The sequence below is a fragment of the Mycoplana azooxidifex genome (genome assembly GCF_014196765.1).
Classification (GTDB): Bacteria; Pseudomonadota; Alphaproteobacteria; order Rhizobiales; family Rhizobiaceae; genus Mycoplana; species Mycoplana azooxidifex.
Genome location: NZ_JACIEE010000008.1, coordinates 234,854 through 251,288, shown reverse-complemented (window position 1 = coordinate 251,288; position 16,435 = coordinate 234,854). Strand labels below are relative to the sequence as shown.

At 66.0% G+C, this 16,435-nt stretch carries 16 protein-coding genes and 1 pseudogene; 12 read left to right on the top strand and 5 right to left on the bottom strand.

The genetic code is table 11. The annotated features are described in order from the left end of the window. The first annotated feature begins 113 nt into the window (after positions 1-113). From GGQ64_RS19970 to GGQ64_RS19955, 4 genes are all read left to right on the top strand, one after another. Positions 114-584 (top strand): hypothetical protein, encoded by a 471-nt coding sequence (locus GGQ64_RS19970; protein ID WP_183807078.1) that lies wholly within the window; start codon positions 114-116, stop codon positions 582-584. Positions 585-586: 2 nt separating this feature from the next. Then, entirely contained in the window at positions 587-1,378 is a 792-nt protein-coding gene (locus GGQ64_RS19965) for a ribonuclease T2 family protein (protein ID WP_343059523.1), read from the top strand. A gap of 34 nt (positions 1,379-1,412) precedes the next feature. Continuing rightward, positions 1,413-2,003, top strand: coding sequence for a glutathione S-transferase N-terminal domain-containing protein (locus GGQ64_RS19960; protein WP_183807077.1), 591 nt, complete (start codon positions 1,413-1,415; stop codon positions 2,001-2,003). A 136-nt stretch (positions 2,004-2,139) separates the two neighbouring features. After that, the gene (locus GGQ64_RS19955) at positions 2,140-2,430 is read left to right on the top strand and encodes a GIY-YIG nuclease family protein (RefSeq protein ID WP_183807076.1); all 291 of its coding nucleotides are present in this window, start codon (positions 2,140-2,142) and stop codon (positions 2,428-2,430) included. A gap of 217 nt (positions 2,431-2,647) precedes the next feature. Here GGQ64_RS19955 and GGQ64_RS19950 read toward each other — a convergent pair whose 3' ends face one another. Beyond that, positions 2,648-3,289 (bottom strand): outer membrane protein, encoded by a 642-nt coding sequence (locus tag GGQ64_RS19950; protein WP_183807075.1) that lies wholly within the window; start codon positions 3,287-3,289, stop codon positions 2,648-2,650. Positions 3,290-3,653: 364 nt separating this feature from the next. On the opposite strand from GGQ64_RS19950, the gene GGQ64_RS19945 reads away from it, so the two are divergent. Together GGQ64_RS19945 and uvrC are read left to right on the top strand one after the other, a co-directional pair. Further along, complete coding sequence (locus GGQ64_RS19945) at positions 3,654-4,418, top strand: SDR family oxidoreductase (RefSeq protein WP_183807074.1); 765 nt, start codon at positions 3,654-3,656, stop codon at positions 4,416-4,418. A 140-nt stretch (positions 4,419-4,558) separates the two neighbouring features. After that, positions 4,559-6,460 (top strand): annotated as a pseudogene (uvrC, locus tag GGQ64_RS19940) (excinuclease ABC subunit UvrC); the annotation flags it as partial. A gap of 4 nt (positions 6,461-6,464) precedes the next feature. On the opposite strand, the gene GGQ64_RS19935 reads toward uvrC, so the two are convergent. Further along, a complete protein-coding gene (locus GGQ64_RS19935) occupies positions 6,465-9,614 on the bottom strand; it encodes a cadherin-like domain-containing protein (RefSeq protein ID WP_183807072.1) in 3,150 nt (1,049 codons plus the stop codon). 348 nt (positions 9,615-9,962) lie between these two features. Here GGQ64_RS19935 and pgsA point away from each other — a divergent pair, with 348 nt between their 5' ends. Genes pgsA through GGQ64_RS19920 form a run of 3 tightly spaced genes read left to right on the top strand, consistent with a single transcriptional unit; the run spans position 9,963 to position 11,296 of the window. Beyond that, positions 9,963-10,547, top strand: a complete 585-nt coding sequence (gene pgsA, locus GGQ64_RS19930; RefSeq protein WP_183807071.1) for a CDP-diacylglycerol--glycerol-3-phosphate 3-phosphatidyltransferase — start codon at positions 9,963-9,965, stop codon at positions 10,545-10,547. Then, on the top strand, positions 10,544-10,804 hold the full coding sequence (gene moaD / locus GGQ64_RS19925) for a molybdopterin converting factor subunit 1 (RefSeq protein ID WP_183807070.1): 261 nt from the start codon (positions 10,544-10,546) through the stop codon (positions 10,802-10,804). The genes pgsA and moaD overlap by 4 nt, the downstream gene beginning before the upstream one ends. Before the next feature lie 3 nt (positions 10,805-10,807). Next, a complete protein-coding gene (locus GGQ64_RS19920; protein WP_183807069.1) occupies positions 10,808-11,296 on the top strand; it encodes a molybdenum cofactor biosynthesis protein MoaE in 489 nt (162 codons plus the stop codon). Positions 11,297-11,313: 17 nt separating this feature from the next. Here GGQ64_RS19920 and GGQ64_RS19915 read toward each other — a convergent pair whose 3' ends face one another. After that, positions 11,314-12,210, bottom strand: a complete 897-nt coding sequence (locus GGQ64_RS19915) for a branched-chain amino acid ABC transporter permease (RefSeq protein ID WP_183807068.1) — start codon at positions 12,208-12,210, stop codon at positions 11,314-11,316. Between the two features lie 66 nt (positions 12,211-12,276). Here GGQ64_RS19915 and GGQ64_RS19910 point away from each other — a divergent pair, with 66 nt between their 5' ends. Both GGQ64_RS19910 and GGQ64_RS19905 read left to right on the top strand, forming a co-directional pair. Further along, positions 12,277-12,846 (top strand): CGNR zinc finger domain-containing protein, encoded by a 570-nt coding sequence (locus GGQ64_RS19910; RefSeq protein WP_183807067.1) that lies wholly within the window; start codon positions 12,277-12,279, stop codon positions 12,844-12,846. Then, complete coding sequence (locus tag GGQ64_RS19905; RefSeq protein ID WP_425488527.1) at positions 12,843-13,409, top strand: hypothetical protein; 567 nt, start codon at positions 12,843-12,845, stop codon at positions 13,407-13,409. The genes GGQ64_RS19910 and GGQ64_RS19905 overlap by 4 nt, the downstream gene beginning before the upstream one ends. A gap of 10 nt (positions 13,410-13,419) precedes the next feature. On the opposite strand, the gene pdxR is transcribed toward GGQ64_RS19905, so the two are convergent. Next, complete coding sequence (pdxR, locus tag GGQ64_RS19900) at positions 13,420-14,868, bottom strand: MocR-like pyridoxine biosynthesis transcription factor PdxR (RefSeq protein WP_183807066.1); 1,449 nt, start codon at positions 14,866-14,868, stop codon at positions 13,420-13,422. Positions 14,869-14,906: 38 nt separating this feature from the next. Between pdxR and GGQ64_RS19895 the strand changes: the two genes are divergently transcribed. After that, positions 14,907-15,641, top strand: coding sequence for a pyridoxamine 5'-phosphate oxidase family protein (locus tag GGQ64_RS19895; protein ID WP_183807065.1), 735 nt, complete (start codon positions 14,907-14,909; stop codon positions 15,639-15,641). Between the two features lie 134 nt (positions 15,642-15,775). On the opposite strand, the gene ndk is transcribed toward GGQ64_RS19895, so the two are convergent. Beyond that, entirely contained in the window at positions 15,776-16,198 is a 423-nt protein-coding gene (gene ndk / locus GGQ64_RS19890) for a nucleoside-diphosphate kinase (protein ID WP_183807064.1), read from the bottom strand. Positions 16,199-16,435 lie beyond the last annotated feature (237 nt).

Sequence of the window (16,435 nt, the reverse complement as noted above, 5' to 3'; positions counted from 1 at the left end):
CCCTGCGGGACGCAATCTCGACTGTACGGCGCGACCCGCAACCTTGCGGATTCGCGACCGGATTGGATGCGCCCGGTCGCCTGTCGGACCGGACCACGCCGCCGGAGGGGATCATGACCGTCGCCAGAGTCACAAGGAGGGCCGCAAGCACGGCTTTCTGCCTTCTCGCCGCCGCGCTGTTTGCCGCGCCGGCGCCGGCCGCCGACTACGAGCGCGGTGCCGCGGCCGGCCCGGCCCATGTCGAAGGCGTGCCCGCCGGTGCCTGCGCCGATCCGGGCGTGCTCCGTTTCATCACCAACCGCTTCGAATACAAGGCCGCCAACTACATCCGCCGCGACCTGTCGATCTACGAGATCGGCCGGATGCGGCTCAGCCGCTACGAGCCTTTCAACGAATACATGTCCTCCGTCCAGCGCGAGTACTGCCTCGCCTATGCGACGCTCACCGACGGCAGCCGCCGCCCGCTCGTCTACCTCATCGAGACACCCTTCGGCTTCGCCGGCGTCGGCCGCAGCATCGAGTTCTGCATTCCGGACCTCGATCCCTGGTATGTCTACGGGGCTGCCTGCGCTTCGCTTCGCTAGACGTGACCGCCCGAACCTCCCCTGCCCGGCGCCGCGCCGCCCGCCTTGCCGCGCTCCTGCTTGCCGCATCGCTGCCGCTTGCGGTTTCCGGCTGCGGCGAGGAGCAGACGGGGGCGGGCGACGGCAAGACCGTTCAGCAGGGTGAAGCGCCAACCGCCCCGGCACCGACGGCCGGCGGACAGCGAACCGCTTCGCCTGCGGCCAGACCAACCTCCGTGCCGATCGGGCACGGCTTCGATTTCTACGTCCTTTCGCTCTCCTGGTCGCCGACCTGGTGCATGGACAACGACGCCTCCGGCCGGAGCGAGCAGTGCCGCACGGGGCGCAACGCCGGCTTCATCGTGCACGGCCTCTGGCCGCAGAACGAGCGCGGCCATCCGGAATTCTGCCGCGCGCGCGAACCCGACCGGGTGCCGTCGTCGCTCGGAAGAAGCTATCTCGACATCATTCCTTCCATGGGCCTGATCGGCCACCAGTGGCGCAAGCACGGCAGTTGCTCCGGGCTATCGCAGGGCGACTATCTCGCCGTGACGCGCGCGGCGTTCGAGCGTATCGAGCTGCCGGACGAGATCGAGGATGCCGGCGGCGGACGTATCGGCGCGGCCGAGACCGAGGCGGCGCTGGTTGCGGCCAATCCGGGCTTAAGCGAGCGCGGCATCGCGGTCACCTGCGACGACGGCCGGCTCGACGAGATCCGCATCTGCATGACGCCCGGCCTCGGCTTTCGCGATTGCCCCGAGGTGGACCGCGCCGCCTGCCGGACCAAGACCATCACCCAGCCGCCGATCCGATGAACCGGACCCGGCTGCACCAGACAGGAGAACATGCGTGAAGATTTTCTATTCCTCGTCGTCGCCCTATTCCACCAAGGTGCGCATGGCCGCCCACTATGCGGGGCTCGACGCCGAACATGTCGCCACCGACACCAATGCCGATCCGGCCGAGCTGATCGGCGCCAATCCACTCGGCAAGATCCCGACGCTCCTGACCGACGCGGGGCTCGCGGTCTATGACAGCCGCGCCATCATGCATTTCATCGACCGCGAGACCGGCCGCAAGCTCTATCCGCGCAGCCCCGCCAAGCGCACCGAGGCGGACGTGCTGGAGGCGACCGCCGACGGCGTCTGCGACTGCCTGCTCGCCATCGTCTACGAGCGCCGCTTCCGGCCGGAAGAGAAGGTCCACCAGGCCTGGATCGACCGGCAGTGGTCGAAGGTCGAGCGCACCCTCGACCACCTGGAAAAGACGCTGCCCCGCCTCGGCAAGAAGCCCCACGGCGGCCACTTCGCCCTCGCCGCCATGCTGCGCTACATCGAGCTGCGCTTTGCCGGAAAATGGCAGAAGGGCCGGCCGAAGCTGAAGCGCTATCTTTCGCGCTTCGAGGCAGTGTTCCCGGACTATGCGAAGTTCAAGGACTGAGGAACACGGCCAAATGGCTTTCTTTCACCGCGCCGACGCGCGGTGACTGGATGCCGGATCAAGTCCGGCATGATGGCTGATTGGGGAATCGGCTATCGCTTCTTGCAATTCCAGATTGCGACGTCACAATTACAGAATGAAAGGCTATGTCTACATTCTCGCGTCAGGACGCAATGGGACGCTCTACACCGGCGTGACCAGCAACCTTTCCCGACGACTGTTTGAGCACCAGAACAACCTGACACCCGGATTTACCAGCCGATATAACGTGAAGACATTGGTGTGGTTCGAGGAATACGATCTCGTGACCGATGCCATTGCTAAGGAAAAGATGATCAAGAACTGGCCGCGAAAGTGGAAGCTGGAGTTGATCGAGGCATTCAATGCGGACTGGGCAGATATTGCCCACTATCTACACGGCATATGAGGTACCTGCGGCGTTAGTCGCTTCGATGCGCGTGCATGCCATTCTGGCGTGGGCGCCCTCCCCGAATCCGTCATGCCGGACTTGATCCGGCATCCAGCCACCGCGCGTCCGCGCGGTGAACGATGACCTCTTCAACATTTGGAGTACCTGCACGCACCACGCAAAAGGCCGGGCACTTGCGCGCCCGGCCTTTTCTTCACTCAGCTGATCGGGAGGATCAGAACTTCACGCCCATACCGACGCGGACGCTCTGTTCGTCCTGGCCGGCGGAGACCTTGCCGCTGTCCAGGCTGAAGTCCTTGCTGCCGTAGTCGGTGTAGCGGTATTCGACGCGGGCGGTGATGTTGTTGGTGACGAAGGTTTCGGCACCGACACCGGCTGTCCAGCCGAGCATCGTCTTCTTGTCGGACGAGGTCGAGTCCTCCATCTTGGCGCGCGATGCGGCGACACCGCCGGTGCCGTAGAGCAGGACCGGGTTCAGGTCGACACCCACGCGGGCACGCAGCGAACCGTTGACGCCCTGCTTGGCCTCGCGGGTGGAGTTCTCCGAATCGATGCCCGAGTAGTTGACGTCGGCTTCACCACCGTAGACCAGCTGGCCGCTCTGCATGTTGTAGCCGCCGTAGACGCCGCCGCCGAAGCCGTTGGCGCCGTTGCCGCTCTGCTTTTCGAAATTCCCGTGCTGCCAGGTCACGGTACCACCGGCATAGCCGCCGGCCCAGCTGCCGCTTGCGACCGGCTCGGCGTATTCGGCCGCCGGGGCCTGGGGGATCTGATCGACGGCGTCGGCCGCATGAGCGGACTGGAAGGCTGCGAACGACATGGCAGAGGCCATCAGGGTGAGGATCAGGGTACGCATATGAATTCTCCTTTGCATTTCATGCCGCCGGCAAATGCACGCGCCAACTCGGCATCACTAAGTCACGGATCAGATCGCCCGGTTGCGTTGAAATTGAATAAAGATTGAGGATTTGGAAGAGCCAAAATGTGAAATCTTTGTGGCCGCTGCGTGACTGGATTGAGATGTTGCTTTTGGACAACATGGTATTTGTTAACCATATTTTCAAACAACGCAAATATACTTCTCTGCCGGCGAAAAACTACACGGACAGCACGCATCTGTTAATTATTCCGAAAACTTTTGCGGGACCCAGTTTAAGGCCCGGCGTTAATCTCTATATCTGTGGGAGGTTAAGCAAAGGCAACGCGACGCGGGCATATCATTGAGAATTCTTCATCGAACAGCGCTGGTGACGGGGGCGGCACAGAGGATCGGCCGCGCGATCGCGGAGGACTTGGCCGCGCATGGTTTTTCCGTCGCCATCCATGCCAATTCGTCGATCGATACCGCCCGGCAGATCGCGGCCGAAATCACCGGCAACGGCGGAAAGGCGACGGCGCTGGACTGCGATCTGACCGATGCCGCCGCCACCGCCCTGCTCGTCGGGCGCGCGGTCGAGGCCCTCGGCCCGCTCGGCGTGGTCGTCAACAACGCCTCCCTGTTCAAGCCGGACAACCTGCGGCGATTCGACAGCGCGCTCTGGGACCGGCATTTCGATGTCCACGTCCGCGCGCCGTCGATCCTGGCGCGCGACTTCGACCGGCAGCTGCCGGCCGATTCGGGAGGGCTGATCGTCAACATCATCGACCAGCGCGTCTGGAACCCGACGCCGCGCTACTATTCCTACACCCTGTCGAAATCGGCCCTGTGGATGGCGACCCGCACCATGGCGCAGGCCCTGGCGCCGCGCATCCGCGTCAACGCCATCGGTCCCGGGCCGACGCTGCCGAACGAGCGGCAGAGCGAGGCGGACTTCAAGGCCCAGACCGAGGCGCTGCTGCTGCACTCCGGGCCGGGGCTGGACGAATTCGGCCGGACGATCCGTTTTCTGGTCGACACGCCTTCGATTACGGGGCAGATGATCGCGCTTGACGGCGGCCAGCATCTCGCCTGGGAAACGCCGGATGTCGCGGAGAACACGGAATGACCACCGGCCGGCCGGTGCAGGATGGCGGCATCCTGTATGACGAAACGGAACGGGACGACGAGGACGAGGTTGCCGAGGCTTCCCCCGCCCCCGCATCCCTGCCGGCGATCGAGTGGTCGGAGACGATCGAGCGCAACGACGGACTGCGCGGGACCGAACTGATCCAGGCCTTCGTCAAGCGGCTGCCGAACAGCCCCGGCGTCTACCGCATGTTCAACGAGGCGGGCGACGTGCTCTATGTCGGCAAGGCCCGCAGCCTGAAGAAGCGCGTCAACAACTACGCGCTCGGACGCGGCCATTCCAACCGCATCGGCAAGATGATCCGCGAGACGGCGAACATGGAGTTCGTCACCACCCGCACCGAGACCGAGGCGCTGCTTCTGGAAGCCAACCTTATCAAGCGCTTGCGCCCGCGCTTCAACGTACAGCTTCGCGACGACAAGTCGTTTCCCTATATCCTGGTGACCGCCGACACCCGCGCGCCGGCGATCTTCAAGCATCGCGGCGCGCGCAGCCGCAAGGGCGCCTATTTCGGCCCCTTCGCCTCTGCCGGCGCCGTCGGGCGGACGATCAATTCGCTGCAGCGCGCCTTCCTGCTGCGCACCTGCACCGACAGCGTCTTCGAGAGCCGCACGCGGCCGTGCCTGCTCTACCAGATCAAGCGCTGTTCGGCGCCCTGCACGCACGAGATCAGCGACGACGGCTATGCGGAACTGGTGGCCGAGGCGAAGGACTTCCTGTCCGGCAAGAGCCAGAACGTGAAGGGCCAGATCGCAGCCGCGATGAACGAGGCGGCGGAAGACCTCGATTTCGAACGCGCGGCCGTCTATCGCGACCGGCTGGCCGCGCTCTCCCACGTCCAGAGCCACCAGGGGATCAACCCGGCCGGCGTGGAGGAGGCGGACGTCTTCGCGGTCCACCACGAGGGCGGCATCTCCTGCATCCAGGTGTTCTTCTTCCGCACCGGGCAGAACTGGGGCAACCGCGCCTATTTCCCCAAGGCCGACCCGCAGCTTTCAGGGGCTGAGGTGCTGAACGCCTTCCTCGCCCAGTTCTACGACGACAAGCCCTGTCCCCGGCAGATCCTTCTTTCGGAGAAGATCGAGGAACTGGACCTGCTTTCCGATGCGCTGAGCGAGAAATCGGGGCACCGGGTCGCGATTCTGGTGCCGCAGCGTGGCGAGAAGAAGGATCTCACCGACCAGGTGCTGCAGAACGCCCGCGAGGCGCACGGGCGCAAGCTCGCCGAGACGGCCTCGCAGTCGCGGCTGCTGGAGGGCTTCGCCGGGACCTTCAAGCTTGCTTATGTGCCACGCCGCATCGAGATCTATGACAACTCGCACATCATGGGCACCAATGCGGTGGGCGGCATGGTGGTCGCGGGGCCGGAGGGCTTCGTCAAGGGGCAGTATCGAAAGTTCAACATCAAGTCGACCGAGATCACCCCGGGCGACGACTTCGGCATGATGCGGGAAGTGATGACGCGCCGCTTCTCGCGGCTGCTCAAGGAGGACGGGTTGCCCGACCGCACCGTCGAGGCCAATGCCGAGGCGGGCGCGGATGCGGCGGACCTGCCCTTCCCCGCCTGGCCGGACGTGATCCTGATCGACGGCGGCCAGGGGCAGATGACGGCGGTGCGGGCGATCCTGGCCGAACTCGGCATCACCGACCACGTCGTCGCCATCGGTGTCGCCAAGGGCGCCGACCGCGAGGCGGGACGCGAGCGCTTCTTCGCCGCCGGCACGCCGGATTTCTCGCTGCCGCCGCGCGATCCGGTTCTCTACTTCATCCAGCGCCTGCGCGACGAGGCCCACCGCTTCGCCATCGGCTCGCACCGGGCCCGGCGCAAGAAGGAGATGGTGAAGAACCCCCTGGACGAGATTGCCGGCATCGGCCCGACGCGCAAGCGCGCGCTGCTGCAGCACTTCGGCACGGCCAAGGCGGTCTCCCGCGCCGGCATCTCCGACCTGATGGCCGTGGAGGGCATTTCGGAGAGCGTCGCCCGGCTCGTCTACAACCACTTCCACGAGGACGCGCGATAGGCGCTCAGAGCAGGAAATCGCCCTTCTGCAGCCCGACATGGCCGGAAAACAGGATGGCGAAGTCCGCCTTGCCGTCGCCGTCCGTATCTCCCGAGAGCAGCGTATTGGCGCCGGACTTCGTATAGCGCAGTTCGCCGGCGTGCTTGCCGAAGCCCGACGTGCCGATGAAGACGAAGGCGTTGTCGGCGCTGCTCGCCTCGCGCGCATCGATGCCGCGCAGGTCGATCACGTCGCCTGCGGTACGGGAGAAGTCGGAGATGGTGTCGCGGCCGGAACTCCAGGCCGTGCTGTCCGACACGTCGCGGAAAACGAACACGTCGCGTCCGGAGCCGCCCGTCAGCTTGTCCGCACCGGCGCCGCCATCCAGCACGTCGTTGCCCCAGCCGCCGGAAAGCGTGTCGTTGCCCTTTCCACCGTCCAGCGTGTCGTTGCCCTCGTTGCCGCGCAAGGTGTTGTTGCCCGTATTCCCGGTCAGGCGGTTCGAAGACGCGTTTCCGGTGCCCCATGCGTTCGCCGAACCGGTCAGGATCAGCCGCTCGACATGGTCGGACAGCGTGTGGCTGTGGCTGGAGTAGACGGTATCGGTCCCGCCGCCGGCATATTCGATCACCTTGTCGGAACTGCTGCCCACCATGTAGACATCGTTGCCGGCGCCGCCGTAGAGCCGGTTCGTGCCGCTGCCGCCATCCAGCGTGTCGTTGCCGTTGCCGCCGTTGAGCGTGTCGTTGCCGGTCCCCCCTTCCAGCTTGTCGTTGCCGTCGCCACCGGAGAGGCTGTCGTTGCCGGCGCCGCCGTAAAGCTTGTCGTTGCCGCCCATGCCCTTCAGCGAATTGGCGCCGGCGTTGCCGGTGATGGTGTTGGCGAGCGCGTTGCCGGTGCCGCTGTAGCCGGCCGCACCCAGCAGGGTCAACTTCTCGATGTTGGCTGTCAGGGTGTAGCTGCAGCCGGCCTGCACGATGTCCGTTCCGCCGTTGACGCCTTCGGTCACCTTGTCGCTGGAGCAGTCGACCACGTAGGTGTCGTTTCCGCCCTCGCCCTTCATCGTGTCGGTGCCCGTTCCGCCGTCGAGCAGGTCGTCGCCGCCGCTTCCGGCCAGCGTATCGTTGCCGGCCCTGCCGTACATCAGGTCGCCATGGGCGCTGCCGGAGAGTCGATCGCTGCCGTTGGTCCCCGAGAAAACGTCGGCCGACACGCCCTTGACGGTCAACGTGATCGTCGCCGTCGTCGTGCCGCCCCTACCGTCGGACACGGTGTAGCTGATCACGACCTTGCGGCTTTCGCCGTCGCCGATGTTCGGGTTGGGGCCGGCCATCGGGTTGTAGATCAGCATCTTCTTCGCATCGATCATCACCGAGCCGAAGCCGGAGACGATCTTCGCATTGATCATCGCCAGCTTGTCGTCGTCGACGTCGACGGCTGCGTCCTTCAACTCGACGCGGTAGACTGCGTTCTCATAGGTCGTGCCGCGGATCTCCCTGGCATCGGGCCTGTCGTTGACGGCGTCGACGTTCAGCGTGATCTTGCGGGTGATCGGATCTGTGTTCTTGCCGCCGAAGTCGGTGCCCCCGTCGTCGATGACGTTGAAGGACAGGGCGCCGACCGCCGTGCCGTTCAGGTTGGCGGCCGCCTTCCAGACGAGCTTGCCGTCGGCGATGTGCGACGCCTTGACCTCCTGGCCGGGCACGACCGGCACTCCGTCGAGGGTAAGGGTGCCGTTTACCGGGACTGCGCTGACACGAATCGCCTGCATCTCGTCGCCGTTGACGTCGGAGAAGCCGAAGTCGCCCACCTTGAAGGCGTAGCTGCCGTCCTCCTGCAGGTAGCGCGTGGCGCTTTGCCCCGTGGGGGCGTCGTTGACCGTATGGAAGACCTTTTCATAGAGGTGGACGCCGTCCTCCTCCTCGGCCTGCCAGGTCAACGCCAGCCCGCCGTTTTCGAGTGCGGCGATCTTCGGCGCACTCTGCGGCAGGGCGGTGGTGCCGGTGACATATTCTTCGGCCACCATGCGGGGCGTGCCGTCCGCATTGAAGAGGCGGAGCGCGATGGCGTAGCCTGCCGTGCTCTTCGTGGTCCAGGCGACCGCGAAACCGCCGCCGGCAAGGGCTGCCACGTGCGGGTCACCCTGGATGCCGTCGATGGCGAGATTGACCGGGATGTCGCCCGATACGCGGGTCTTGCCGTCCGGGTTGTAGACCTGCATGGCCAGGCCGTCTTCGTCATGCCAGGCGTTGCCACTCCACAGGACGACGAACCCGCCATCCTTCAGCGCTGTCACCATCGGGCTGCGCTGCTCGCCACTCGTATGGATGTTCACGGCGAAATCTGTGTTGGCGCGGGCCTTGCCGCCGGCGTCGTAGATCTGCATAGCGACACCGGCTGTGTCTCCCTGCCGCTCCCCGTCCCAGGCGACGACGAAGCCGCCGTCGGCGAGCGCGGTGACTACCGGATGGTGCTGGACGGCGTCCTTGTCCGCGCCGATCGCAACAATGGCGTCCTCTACGAGCGATCCCCTGGCGTCGTAGATCCGCATGCGCACGGGTCCGTCGGTCCCCTCGCCTTCGGAGACGCCGTTGTGAACGAGCACGAAGCCGCCGCCGGTGAGTGCGGTGATCTCGAAGGCCCCGGTCGAAACGTCGATGCGGATGTCGGTGGGGCCTGAACGGAGGGTACCGTCCTTTTCGAAGACCCGCAGCGCCAGAGCGGTCTGCGCGCCGGCGCCGACGCGCCAGGCAGCAACGAGGCCGCCGTCGGCCAGCGTCGTGATCATGGCCGAGGACTGGACACCGGCGGTCTGCGCATTCGCCGGCAGGTCGAAGGCGACGCGCGGCGTGCCGTCGGCCTCAAACAGCCGGAAGGCGACCCCCTGGTCGTCGGAGGCGGTCGCGCCGCTCCAGGCAACAGCAAAGCCGCCATCGGCAAGTGCGGTCACCTGCGGTGCCGCCTGGTCGCCCCTGGCATCGGCGGCAACCGGGATCTCGACCGACGCGCGAAGGCTGCCGTCCGCGTTGAACACGCGCATGGTGACATCGGTCGTGCCGTCGGCCGCGCCGGCGCTCCAGACGAGCACGAAGCCGCCGTCCGCCAGCGTGACGATATCGGACTGAACCGGCCCCTTTGCCCGGTAGCCGTTCAACGGCAACAAATCTCCACCCATGATCCCCATCTGGAGGACCCGCCTTTCCCAACTACAGATTTGAATTTTGCATACGCACCAATGGCGGCCTTGCAACTGCAGGTCGCCGGAATGCGGCTGGCGGTACGCGATTTCTGTTTCAATACGAACAAAAAAGGCGTTCTATTCGTCAGAAATGAAAATTTTTATTCACCCTGTGTCGGGCAGGTTACAGACTGGGTACTGGACTGCGCGGTAGCGCACGCAACCCTCTTTTCATGACAGCGATCCGAATATTGCCTTGTTCGCGTAGAAAAGCTCTCGCAAACGGTTGACGGACCTGTCACAAAGACCGCAACTACCCGCAAACACAGCAGAGACTGCGAATCCATGGCCCGCCGCGCTTACAGCATCCCGAACCTCCTCACCTACGGCCGCATCCTTGCCGTTCCGGTCATCGTCCTCTGCTTCTTCGTCGAGGGCCGGTTGCAGTCTTCGGACTTCGCCCGATGGACCGCGCTCGGCCTGTTCGTCGTCGCCTCGATCACCGATTTCCTCGACGGTTATCTCGCCCGTATCTGGAAGCAGACCTCCAACATCGGCCGCATGCTCGATCCGATCGCCGACAAGCTGCTGGTGGCTTCGGTGCTGCTTCTGATGGCCGCCGACGGCACGATCGCCGGCTGGACCATCTGGGCGGCGATCATCATCCTGTGCCGCGAGATCCTGGTCTCGGGCCTGCGCGAATATCTCGCCGAACTGAAGGTCAGCGTGCCGGTGACGCGCATTGCCAAGTGGAAGACGACGATCCAGATGCTCGCGATCGCCTTCCTGCTCGCCGGTCCGGCCGGCGACAAGGTACTGCCCTACACGACCGAATTCGGCATCGGCCTGCTGTGGATCGCCGCCGCGATCACCATGTATACGGGGTATGACTACTTCCGGGCCGGCCTGAGGCATATCGTGGACGAATGATGACGACCAAGCTTGTCTACTTCGCGTGGGTGCGCGAGCGGATCGGACGGGGCGAGGAAGAGATCGAGCTTCCCGGCCACGTCAGGACTGCCGGCGACCTTTTGCGGCATCTGAAGACGCTCGGCGAGGAATACGAGATCGCGCTCGAGCACGAGAACGTCATCCGGGTCGCTGTGAACCAGGAGCATGTGGAACACGACGAGTCGATCGCGGGTGCGCGCGAGATCGCGCTGTTCCCGCCGATGACCGGAGGCTGAGCCATGGCTGCCGCCGCCTCTCCCGTCGCCCCCTCTCCCGTCACCGTGCGCATCCAGCGCGAGGATTTCGACGTGGCGGCCGAGACTGCGGCCCTTGTCGCCGGGCGCACCGCCATCGGCGCGATCGTCACCTTCACCGGGCTTTGCCGCGACGAGGGCGGCGCACTTTCGGCGCTGGAGCTCGAGCACTATCCCGGCATGGCGGAGGCCGAGATCCGGCGCATCTGCGACGAGGCCGTCACGCGGTTCTCGCTGCAGGGAGTTGCTGCGATCCACCGGTTCGGCAGGATGGCGCCGGGCGAAAACATCGTGCTCGTCATCGCCTCCGCCCCGCATCGCCACGCAGCCTTCGACGGCGCCTCCTTCGTGATGGACTACCTGAAGACCTCCGCCCCCTTCTGGAAGAAGGAACACCGGGCCGACGGGACCGACGGCGGCTGGATCGCGGCGAAGGATGCCGACGACCGGGCCCGGGACAAGTGGAAGCCGTAGGTCTGCGGCCTGGCCGTTCAGGGGATTGCGCGCTCGCGGCGGAAGACGACGAGCAGCAGCACCAGCGCGGAATAGATGACGAGGTCGCGCCAGAGGAAATCGCCATAGGCGTTCCAGAGCGTCTCCGCGGTGCCCAGGGCCGCCCCGCCGAGCGCAGAGAGGGCCGGGCTGGCGTAGCCGCCGATCGCGGCGATGAAGAGGATCTTGACCCCGAAGTTGAGCCCCGCGCCGAAGTCCATGTTGCCGTAGTAGCCGGAGGCCAGGATGCCGGCGATGCAGGCGATGAGGGCTGCCAGCGCGAAGGCTGTGAGGAAGACGCGGGCGCCGTCGATGCCGCAGAGCTCGGCGGCCTGCCTGTCGTCGCAGACCGCCCGCCAGCGGCGCCCCCACTGCGAACGTGCCAGATAGACATGACCCGCGGCGACGATTGCGACCATCAGTGCGGAATTGACCATCTGCAGCACGGTCAGCGTCACCGGGAATGACGGATCCCCCCAGAGCTCGACCGGCCGGCTGAGTAGCGGCGGCAGCCAGAGGCTGCGCGTATCCGAGGCGAGCCGCGCCGTCTCCATCAGCACCAGCACGACGCCGAGGGCGGCGACGACCACAGTATTGTCGGAGGAGAACGCGAGCGGGCGCATGACATGGCGGCCGACGACCAGACCCACCCCCATGCCGTAGACCAGCGCCATGACCGCGCCGAAGCCGAGGGCAGCCGGCAGGACAAGCCAGAGCCGGTTCCAGCCGATATCGGCGAACAGGATGAACATCTGCCCGGCGAAGGCGAAGATCGCGCCATAGCTGATATCGGCCCGCCGCGTCACCGAGAACGCGATCGCATAGCCAAAGGCGAGCACGGCATAGAGAGCCGCGACCGGGACGGCATTGGCGATCTGCTGCAGGAAATAGGCCATCGTCTTCCAACTGGTGATCCGGATATCATAACTGGTAAAATTGCTTTTACCAGTTAGTATGGGTTCATGATCTTTGCCTGGACCCCGCATCGTTTCGCCGGCGGCGCGCTCGCGCTGGACGTCGCCAATTCCGTCGTTCTGCGGGGCGCCCCGGAGCGCCGGATCGACCGCTATGCGGACCCGAAGACGATGGACGCGTTTGCCGCCGGGGCCAACGCGCACTGTGCGGAGCGCGCGCAGACGGGCCCGCTCGCCGCTGTTGTTCCGGAACGCCGCGCGGCCTTCATTGAGCTCCGCGAGGCAATCGACGGCCACTTCCGTGCCGAGGCGTCGGGCGAAGGGACACCCGCGCTGCTGGCACGACTGCTGGAGGCGATCGCCGGCACGCTGCGCCAGTCCGGCCAGGTGCAGCACGCGCTGGATACCGCCACCGCGCATTCGGCGCTGCGGCTCACCGTCCATGCCGAACCGGAACGGCTGAAGATCTGCCCCAATTGCGGCTGGCTGTTCCTGGACAAGAGCCGCAACCGCTCGCGCGCGTGGTGCGACATGGCGGTTTGCGGCAATCGCGTCAAGGCGAGCCGGCACTACCGTCGCCGCAGGCCGGAAGGCATCGCAACGGAGGATACGCCATGAGATGGCCGCTCCCGATGTTCCAGGCCTCGATATCCAGGGCCTCGAAATTCCACGGCTGCCGGGTTGCCACGGCATCCCTCGCGGTCGTCCTCGCCCTTTCGCTTGCCGCCTGCCAGCGCGAGACCGGCCCCGATCCGCTGCAACTGACCGGCAAGATGTTCGTGTTCAACTACCGCCTCGCCTATGCCACCTATGTCGTCACGCTGAACCGGACGGAGCCGCTGCCGGACGGAGCGACGGTGACCGCCGAGTTCGAGAACCCGGCCGGCGGGGCGCCGCTGGTGACGACGCGCAAGCTCTTCCCGAAGCTGGAAAAGGTGGTGCTGGAAAGCCCGGAGATCGCCTGCGTGAAGAAGGCGAGGCCCTATCGCGTGGCGATCCGGGTCAACGGGCCCGACGGCACGCAGTTGCAGGCGCTGGAAACGACCGTCGTCTCCGATCTCGACCAGAGCGTGCTTCCCGCGCAGGCGCTGGTGGTCGGCCCGGCCTACGACAAGAACCCGGAGATGTTCAAGGACGGCAAAGCGCCTGCGCGGTTCGAGACGGCGAAGTGCCCAGTGTGAACCGAGGTTTTCAGCCTTGGACATGGCGCTCCAGCAAAGCCCGGAAAGCGCTGGCCGCCTCGAAGAGCACATCCGGCGTAAAACCGGAGAAGCCGATCACCAGGCCCTGCCGCGGCGGCTCGGACACCGCCATGGACGACAGCGAGCGCACGCCGAGCCCGGCCGAGGCCGCAAGCTCGACAAGTGCGGTGTCGCGCATCCCCGGCGCCAGTCCGGCCAGCAGATGCAGGCCCTGCTCGGGAACATCGACGCCAAGCCCGCGGCCGCCCTCAAGGCCTGCGACCAGCGCATCGCGGGCGGCCGCCATCCGGCGGCGGGCGCGGCGCAGGTGGGCGGCGAGATGGCCCTCGCGGATGAACTCGGTCAGGGCCGCCTCCGCCAGCGTGGCCGGAAAGCGGTCGGTGCGGGCGCGCAGCGCCACCACCTTTTCCATGATCGCCTCCGGCAGCACCGCATAACCGATGCGGAGGCCCGGCAGCAGCACCTTGGAGAAGGTGCCGAGATAGACGACGCGGCCGGTGGCATCGAGACCCTGCATGGCGGTCAGCGGCGGGCCGGCATAGCGGAACTCGCTGTCGTAGTCGTCCTCGACGATCCAGGCATCGTTTCGGCGCGCCCAGTCGATCAGCGCCAGCCGGCGGCGCATGCTCATGGCCACGCCGAGCGGGAACTGGTGCGACGGCGTGACGTAGACGGCCCGGGCATCGGGCATCAGCGCCTCGCCGCGCTCCGTATCCAGCCCCTCGGCATCCACCGGCACGCCTTGCAGCCTGATGCCGTTGCCAGCGAAGGCGGCACGGGCGCTGGGATAGCATGGATCCTCGATCCAGGCGCCGTCGCCGGGGTTCAGCATGGCGCGAACGAAGAGGTCGAGGCCCTGCTGGGTACCGGCGGTGACGACGATCTGCGCCGCGTCGCAGCGCACGCCGCGCGCGGTGCGCAGGTAGGCGGCGATGGCCTCGCGCAGCGCCTCCCCGCCGCGCGGGTCGCCATACTGGAAGTGCTCCGGTCCCGGCCGAGCCAGGTGCCGCGACAACAGCGCGCGAAAGATCTTCAGCGAACGGGCGTCGGCGGTCGCGACCCCGAGCGTACCCGGCAGCGGCATCGCCGGCTGCTGGCGGCGACCCTGAAGGACCGGGCGGGCGCCGACCAGCGGCACCGCGTCGCTGACGAAGGTGCCGGCGCCGACGCACGCGACAGTGAAGCCATCGGCTGCGAGGCGCTCGAAGGCGGCGACCACGGCGATGCGCGACATGCGCAGCCGCGTCGCCAGATCGCGCGTCGGCGGCAGCTTGGCGCCCGGCGGCACCGTTCCCGTCTCGATCAGCTGGCGGATCGCCGCGTAGAGCGCCTGTGTGTGCGGTCCCTCGCCCGGCAATACCGGAACGAGCGCCGACCAGTCGGGCAGATTGGCCTTCTTTTTTAGGATTGAATTGGAGCTATTTCGAACCAATGGCATGACGCATGTAAGCGCTGCACCAGACGAAAGGCAAGCCCGTGACCGTCCATCCGCAGCAACCAGACCCATCGCACATCTATCCGGTGTCGGACCGCAACAGGCTGAAACGCCGGCACGACCGGGGAAGCTACGATCATGCCTCGGTGCATGCGATCCTCGACGCGTCCATGCTCTGTCACATCAGCTATGTCATCGACGGCCAGCCCTACTGCACGCCGACGCTGTTCTGGCGCGAGGGCAACCGGCTCTACTGGCACGGTTCGTCGGCAAGCCGGATGCTGCGGCATCTGAAGGCGGGGACGCCGGCCTGCCTGACCGTCGCCCATCTCGACGGACTGGTTCTTGCCCGCGCCGGCTTCAATCATTCGGCCAACTACCGCTCGGCCATGTGCTTCGGCACCGCCCGGATCATCGACGATCCGGAAGAAAAGGCGGCCGCGCTCGTCGCCGTCGTCGACCGGTTCTATCCCGGCCGCTCCGCAGGCTTGCGGCCGATCACGGCGCAGGAGATCAAGGCGACCACCGTCATCGGCATGGAGATCGAGCAGGCCTCGGCCAAGGTGCGGGCCAAGGGCGTCGCCGACGACGAGGAGGACTACACGCTGCCGATCTGGGCCGGCGTCGTCCCGGTCACGACGGTTCTCGGCGAAGTCGAGCCCTGTCCGCGGCTGATGGACGGGGTGGAGGTACCGGTGGAACTCGGGCTCTATGCAGCGGGCAACGCGCTGGACCGGAGCCTGACCGATGCCCAGAGGGCCTACGAGGAGGGCTGACGTCCGCCCGAAGCCCTTCGGAAAACAAAAACGCCCGGGGCGTAGGCCTCGGGCGATCTTTGGTTTCAGGTCCGTTGCGGTTCCGCTTTACCGAGTCCCATCAGGGGCCTGGCTGCGGAACCTGCCAGACTGAATCAGCCGACGATTTCGGTGTCGGAGAACCAGTACCTGATTTCCTCGGCAGCGGTTTCCGGGGCGTCGGAGCCGTGGACGGAGTTTTCGCCGATGGAAAGGGCGTGGACCTTGCGGATCGTGCCTTCGTCGGCGTTGGCCGGGTTGGTCGCGCCCATGATCTCGCGGTTCTTCAGGATGGCGTTGTCGCCTTCCAGCACCTGGACGATGGTCGGGCCGGAGGTCATGCCCTCGACGAGTTCGCCGAAGAACGGGCGCTCCTTGTGGACGGCGTAGAAGCCTTCGGCTTCGCGGCGGCTCATCCAGACGCGCTTGGAGGCGACGACGCGCAGGCCGGCATCCTCGAGCATCTTGGTGATAGCGCCGGTCAGGTTGCGCTTCGTCGCATCCGGCTTGATCATCGAAAAGGTGCGTTCAATCGCCATAGTCTCGTTTCCCTTGGTGTACGGTGTGGCGGTTCCTTACCCGCCAACGCGCCGCAAAACAAGGGGGCCGGCTCAAGGCGATCGATGCGGTGAGCGCTCAGGCGATGCCTCCATTCGCGACGAGACGGCCTGCGGGATCAAATCAGAAAAATTCATGCGACCCATCACCGCACCTCCGGTAAGGGAGTGCTAGACTTGCCACCCACTTGCCACCCTTCGCAACACCATCCGGAATCC

Excerpts from the sequence above, each read along its gene's own strand:
- GGQ64_RS19915 (WP_183807068.1), bottom strand. The coding sequence starts at position 12,210 with ATGGCCTATTTCCTGCAGCAGATCGCCAATGCCGTCCCGGTCGCGGCT.
- pgsA (WP_183807071.1), top strand. The coding sequence starts at position 9,963 with ATGGCCCGCCGCGCTTACAGCATCCCGAACCTCCTCACCTACGGCCGC.
- GGQ64_RS19970 (WP_183807078.1), top strand. The coding sequence starts at position 114 with ATGACCGTCGCCAGAGTCACAAGGAGGGCCGCAAGCACGGCTTTCTGC.
- GGQ64_RS19955 (WP_183807076.1), top strand. The coding sequence starts at position 2,140 with ATGAAAGGCTATGTCTACATTCTCGCGTCAGGACGCAATGGGACGCTC.
- GGQ64_RS19920 (WP_183807069.1), top strand. The coding sequence starts at position 10,808 with ATGGCTGCCGCCGCCTCTCCCGTCGCCCCCTCTCCCGTCACCGTGCGC.
- pdxR (WP_183807066.1), bottom strand. The coding sequence starts at position 14,868 with ATGCCATTGGTTCGAAATAGCTCCAATTCAATCCTAAAAAAGAAGGCC.
- GGQ64_RS19905 (WP_425488527.1), top strand. The coding sequence starts at position 12,843 with ATGAGATGGCCGCTCCCGATGTTCCAGGCCTCGATATCCAGGGCCTCG.
- GGQ64_RS19950 (WP_183807075.1), bottom strand. The coding sequence starts at position 3,289 with ATGCGTACCCTGATCCTCACCCTGATGGCCTCTGCCATGTCGTTCGCA.
- GGQ64_RS19935 (WP_183807072.1), bottom strand. The coding sequence starts at position 9,614 with ATGGGTGGAGATTTGTTGCCGTTGAACGGCTACCGGGCAAAGGGGCCG.
- moaD (WP_183807070.1), top strand. The coding sequence starts at position 10,544 with ATGATGACGACCAAGCTTGTCTACTTCGCGTGGGTGCGCGAGCGGATC.
- ndk (WP_183807064.1), bottom strand. The coding sequence starts at position 16,198 with ATGGCGATTGAACGCACCTTTTCGATGATCAAGCCGGATGCGACGAAG.
- GGQ64_RS19910 (WP_183807067.1), top strand. The coding sequence starts at position 12,277 with ATGATCTTTGCCTGGACCCCGCATCGTTTCGCCGGCGGCGCGCTCGCG.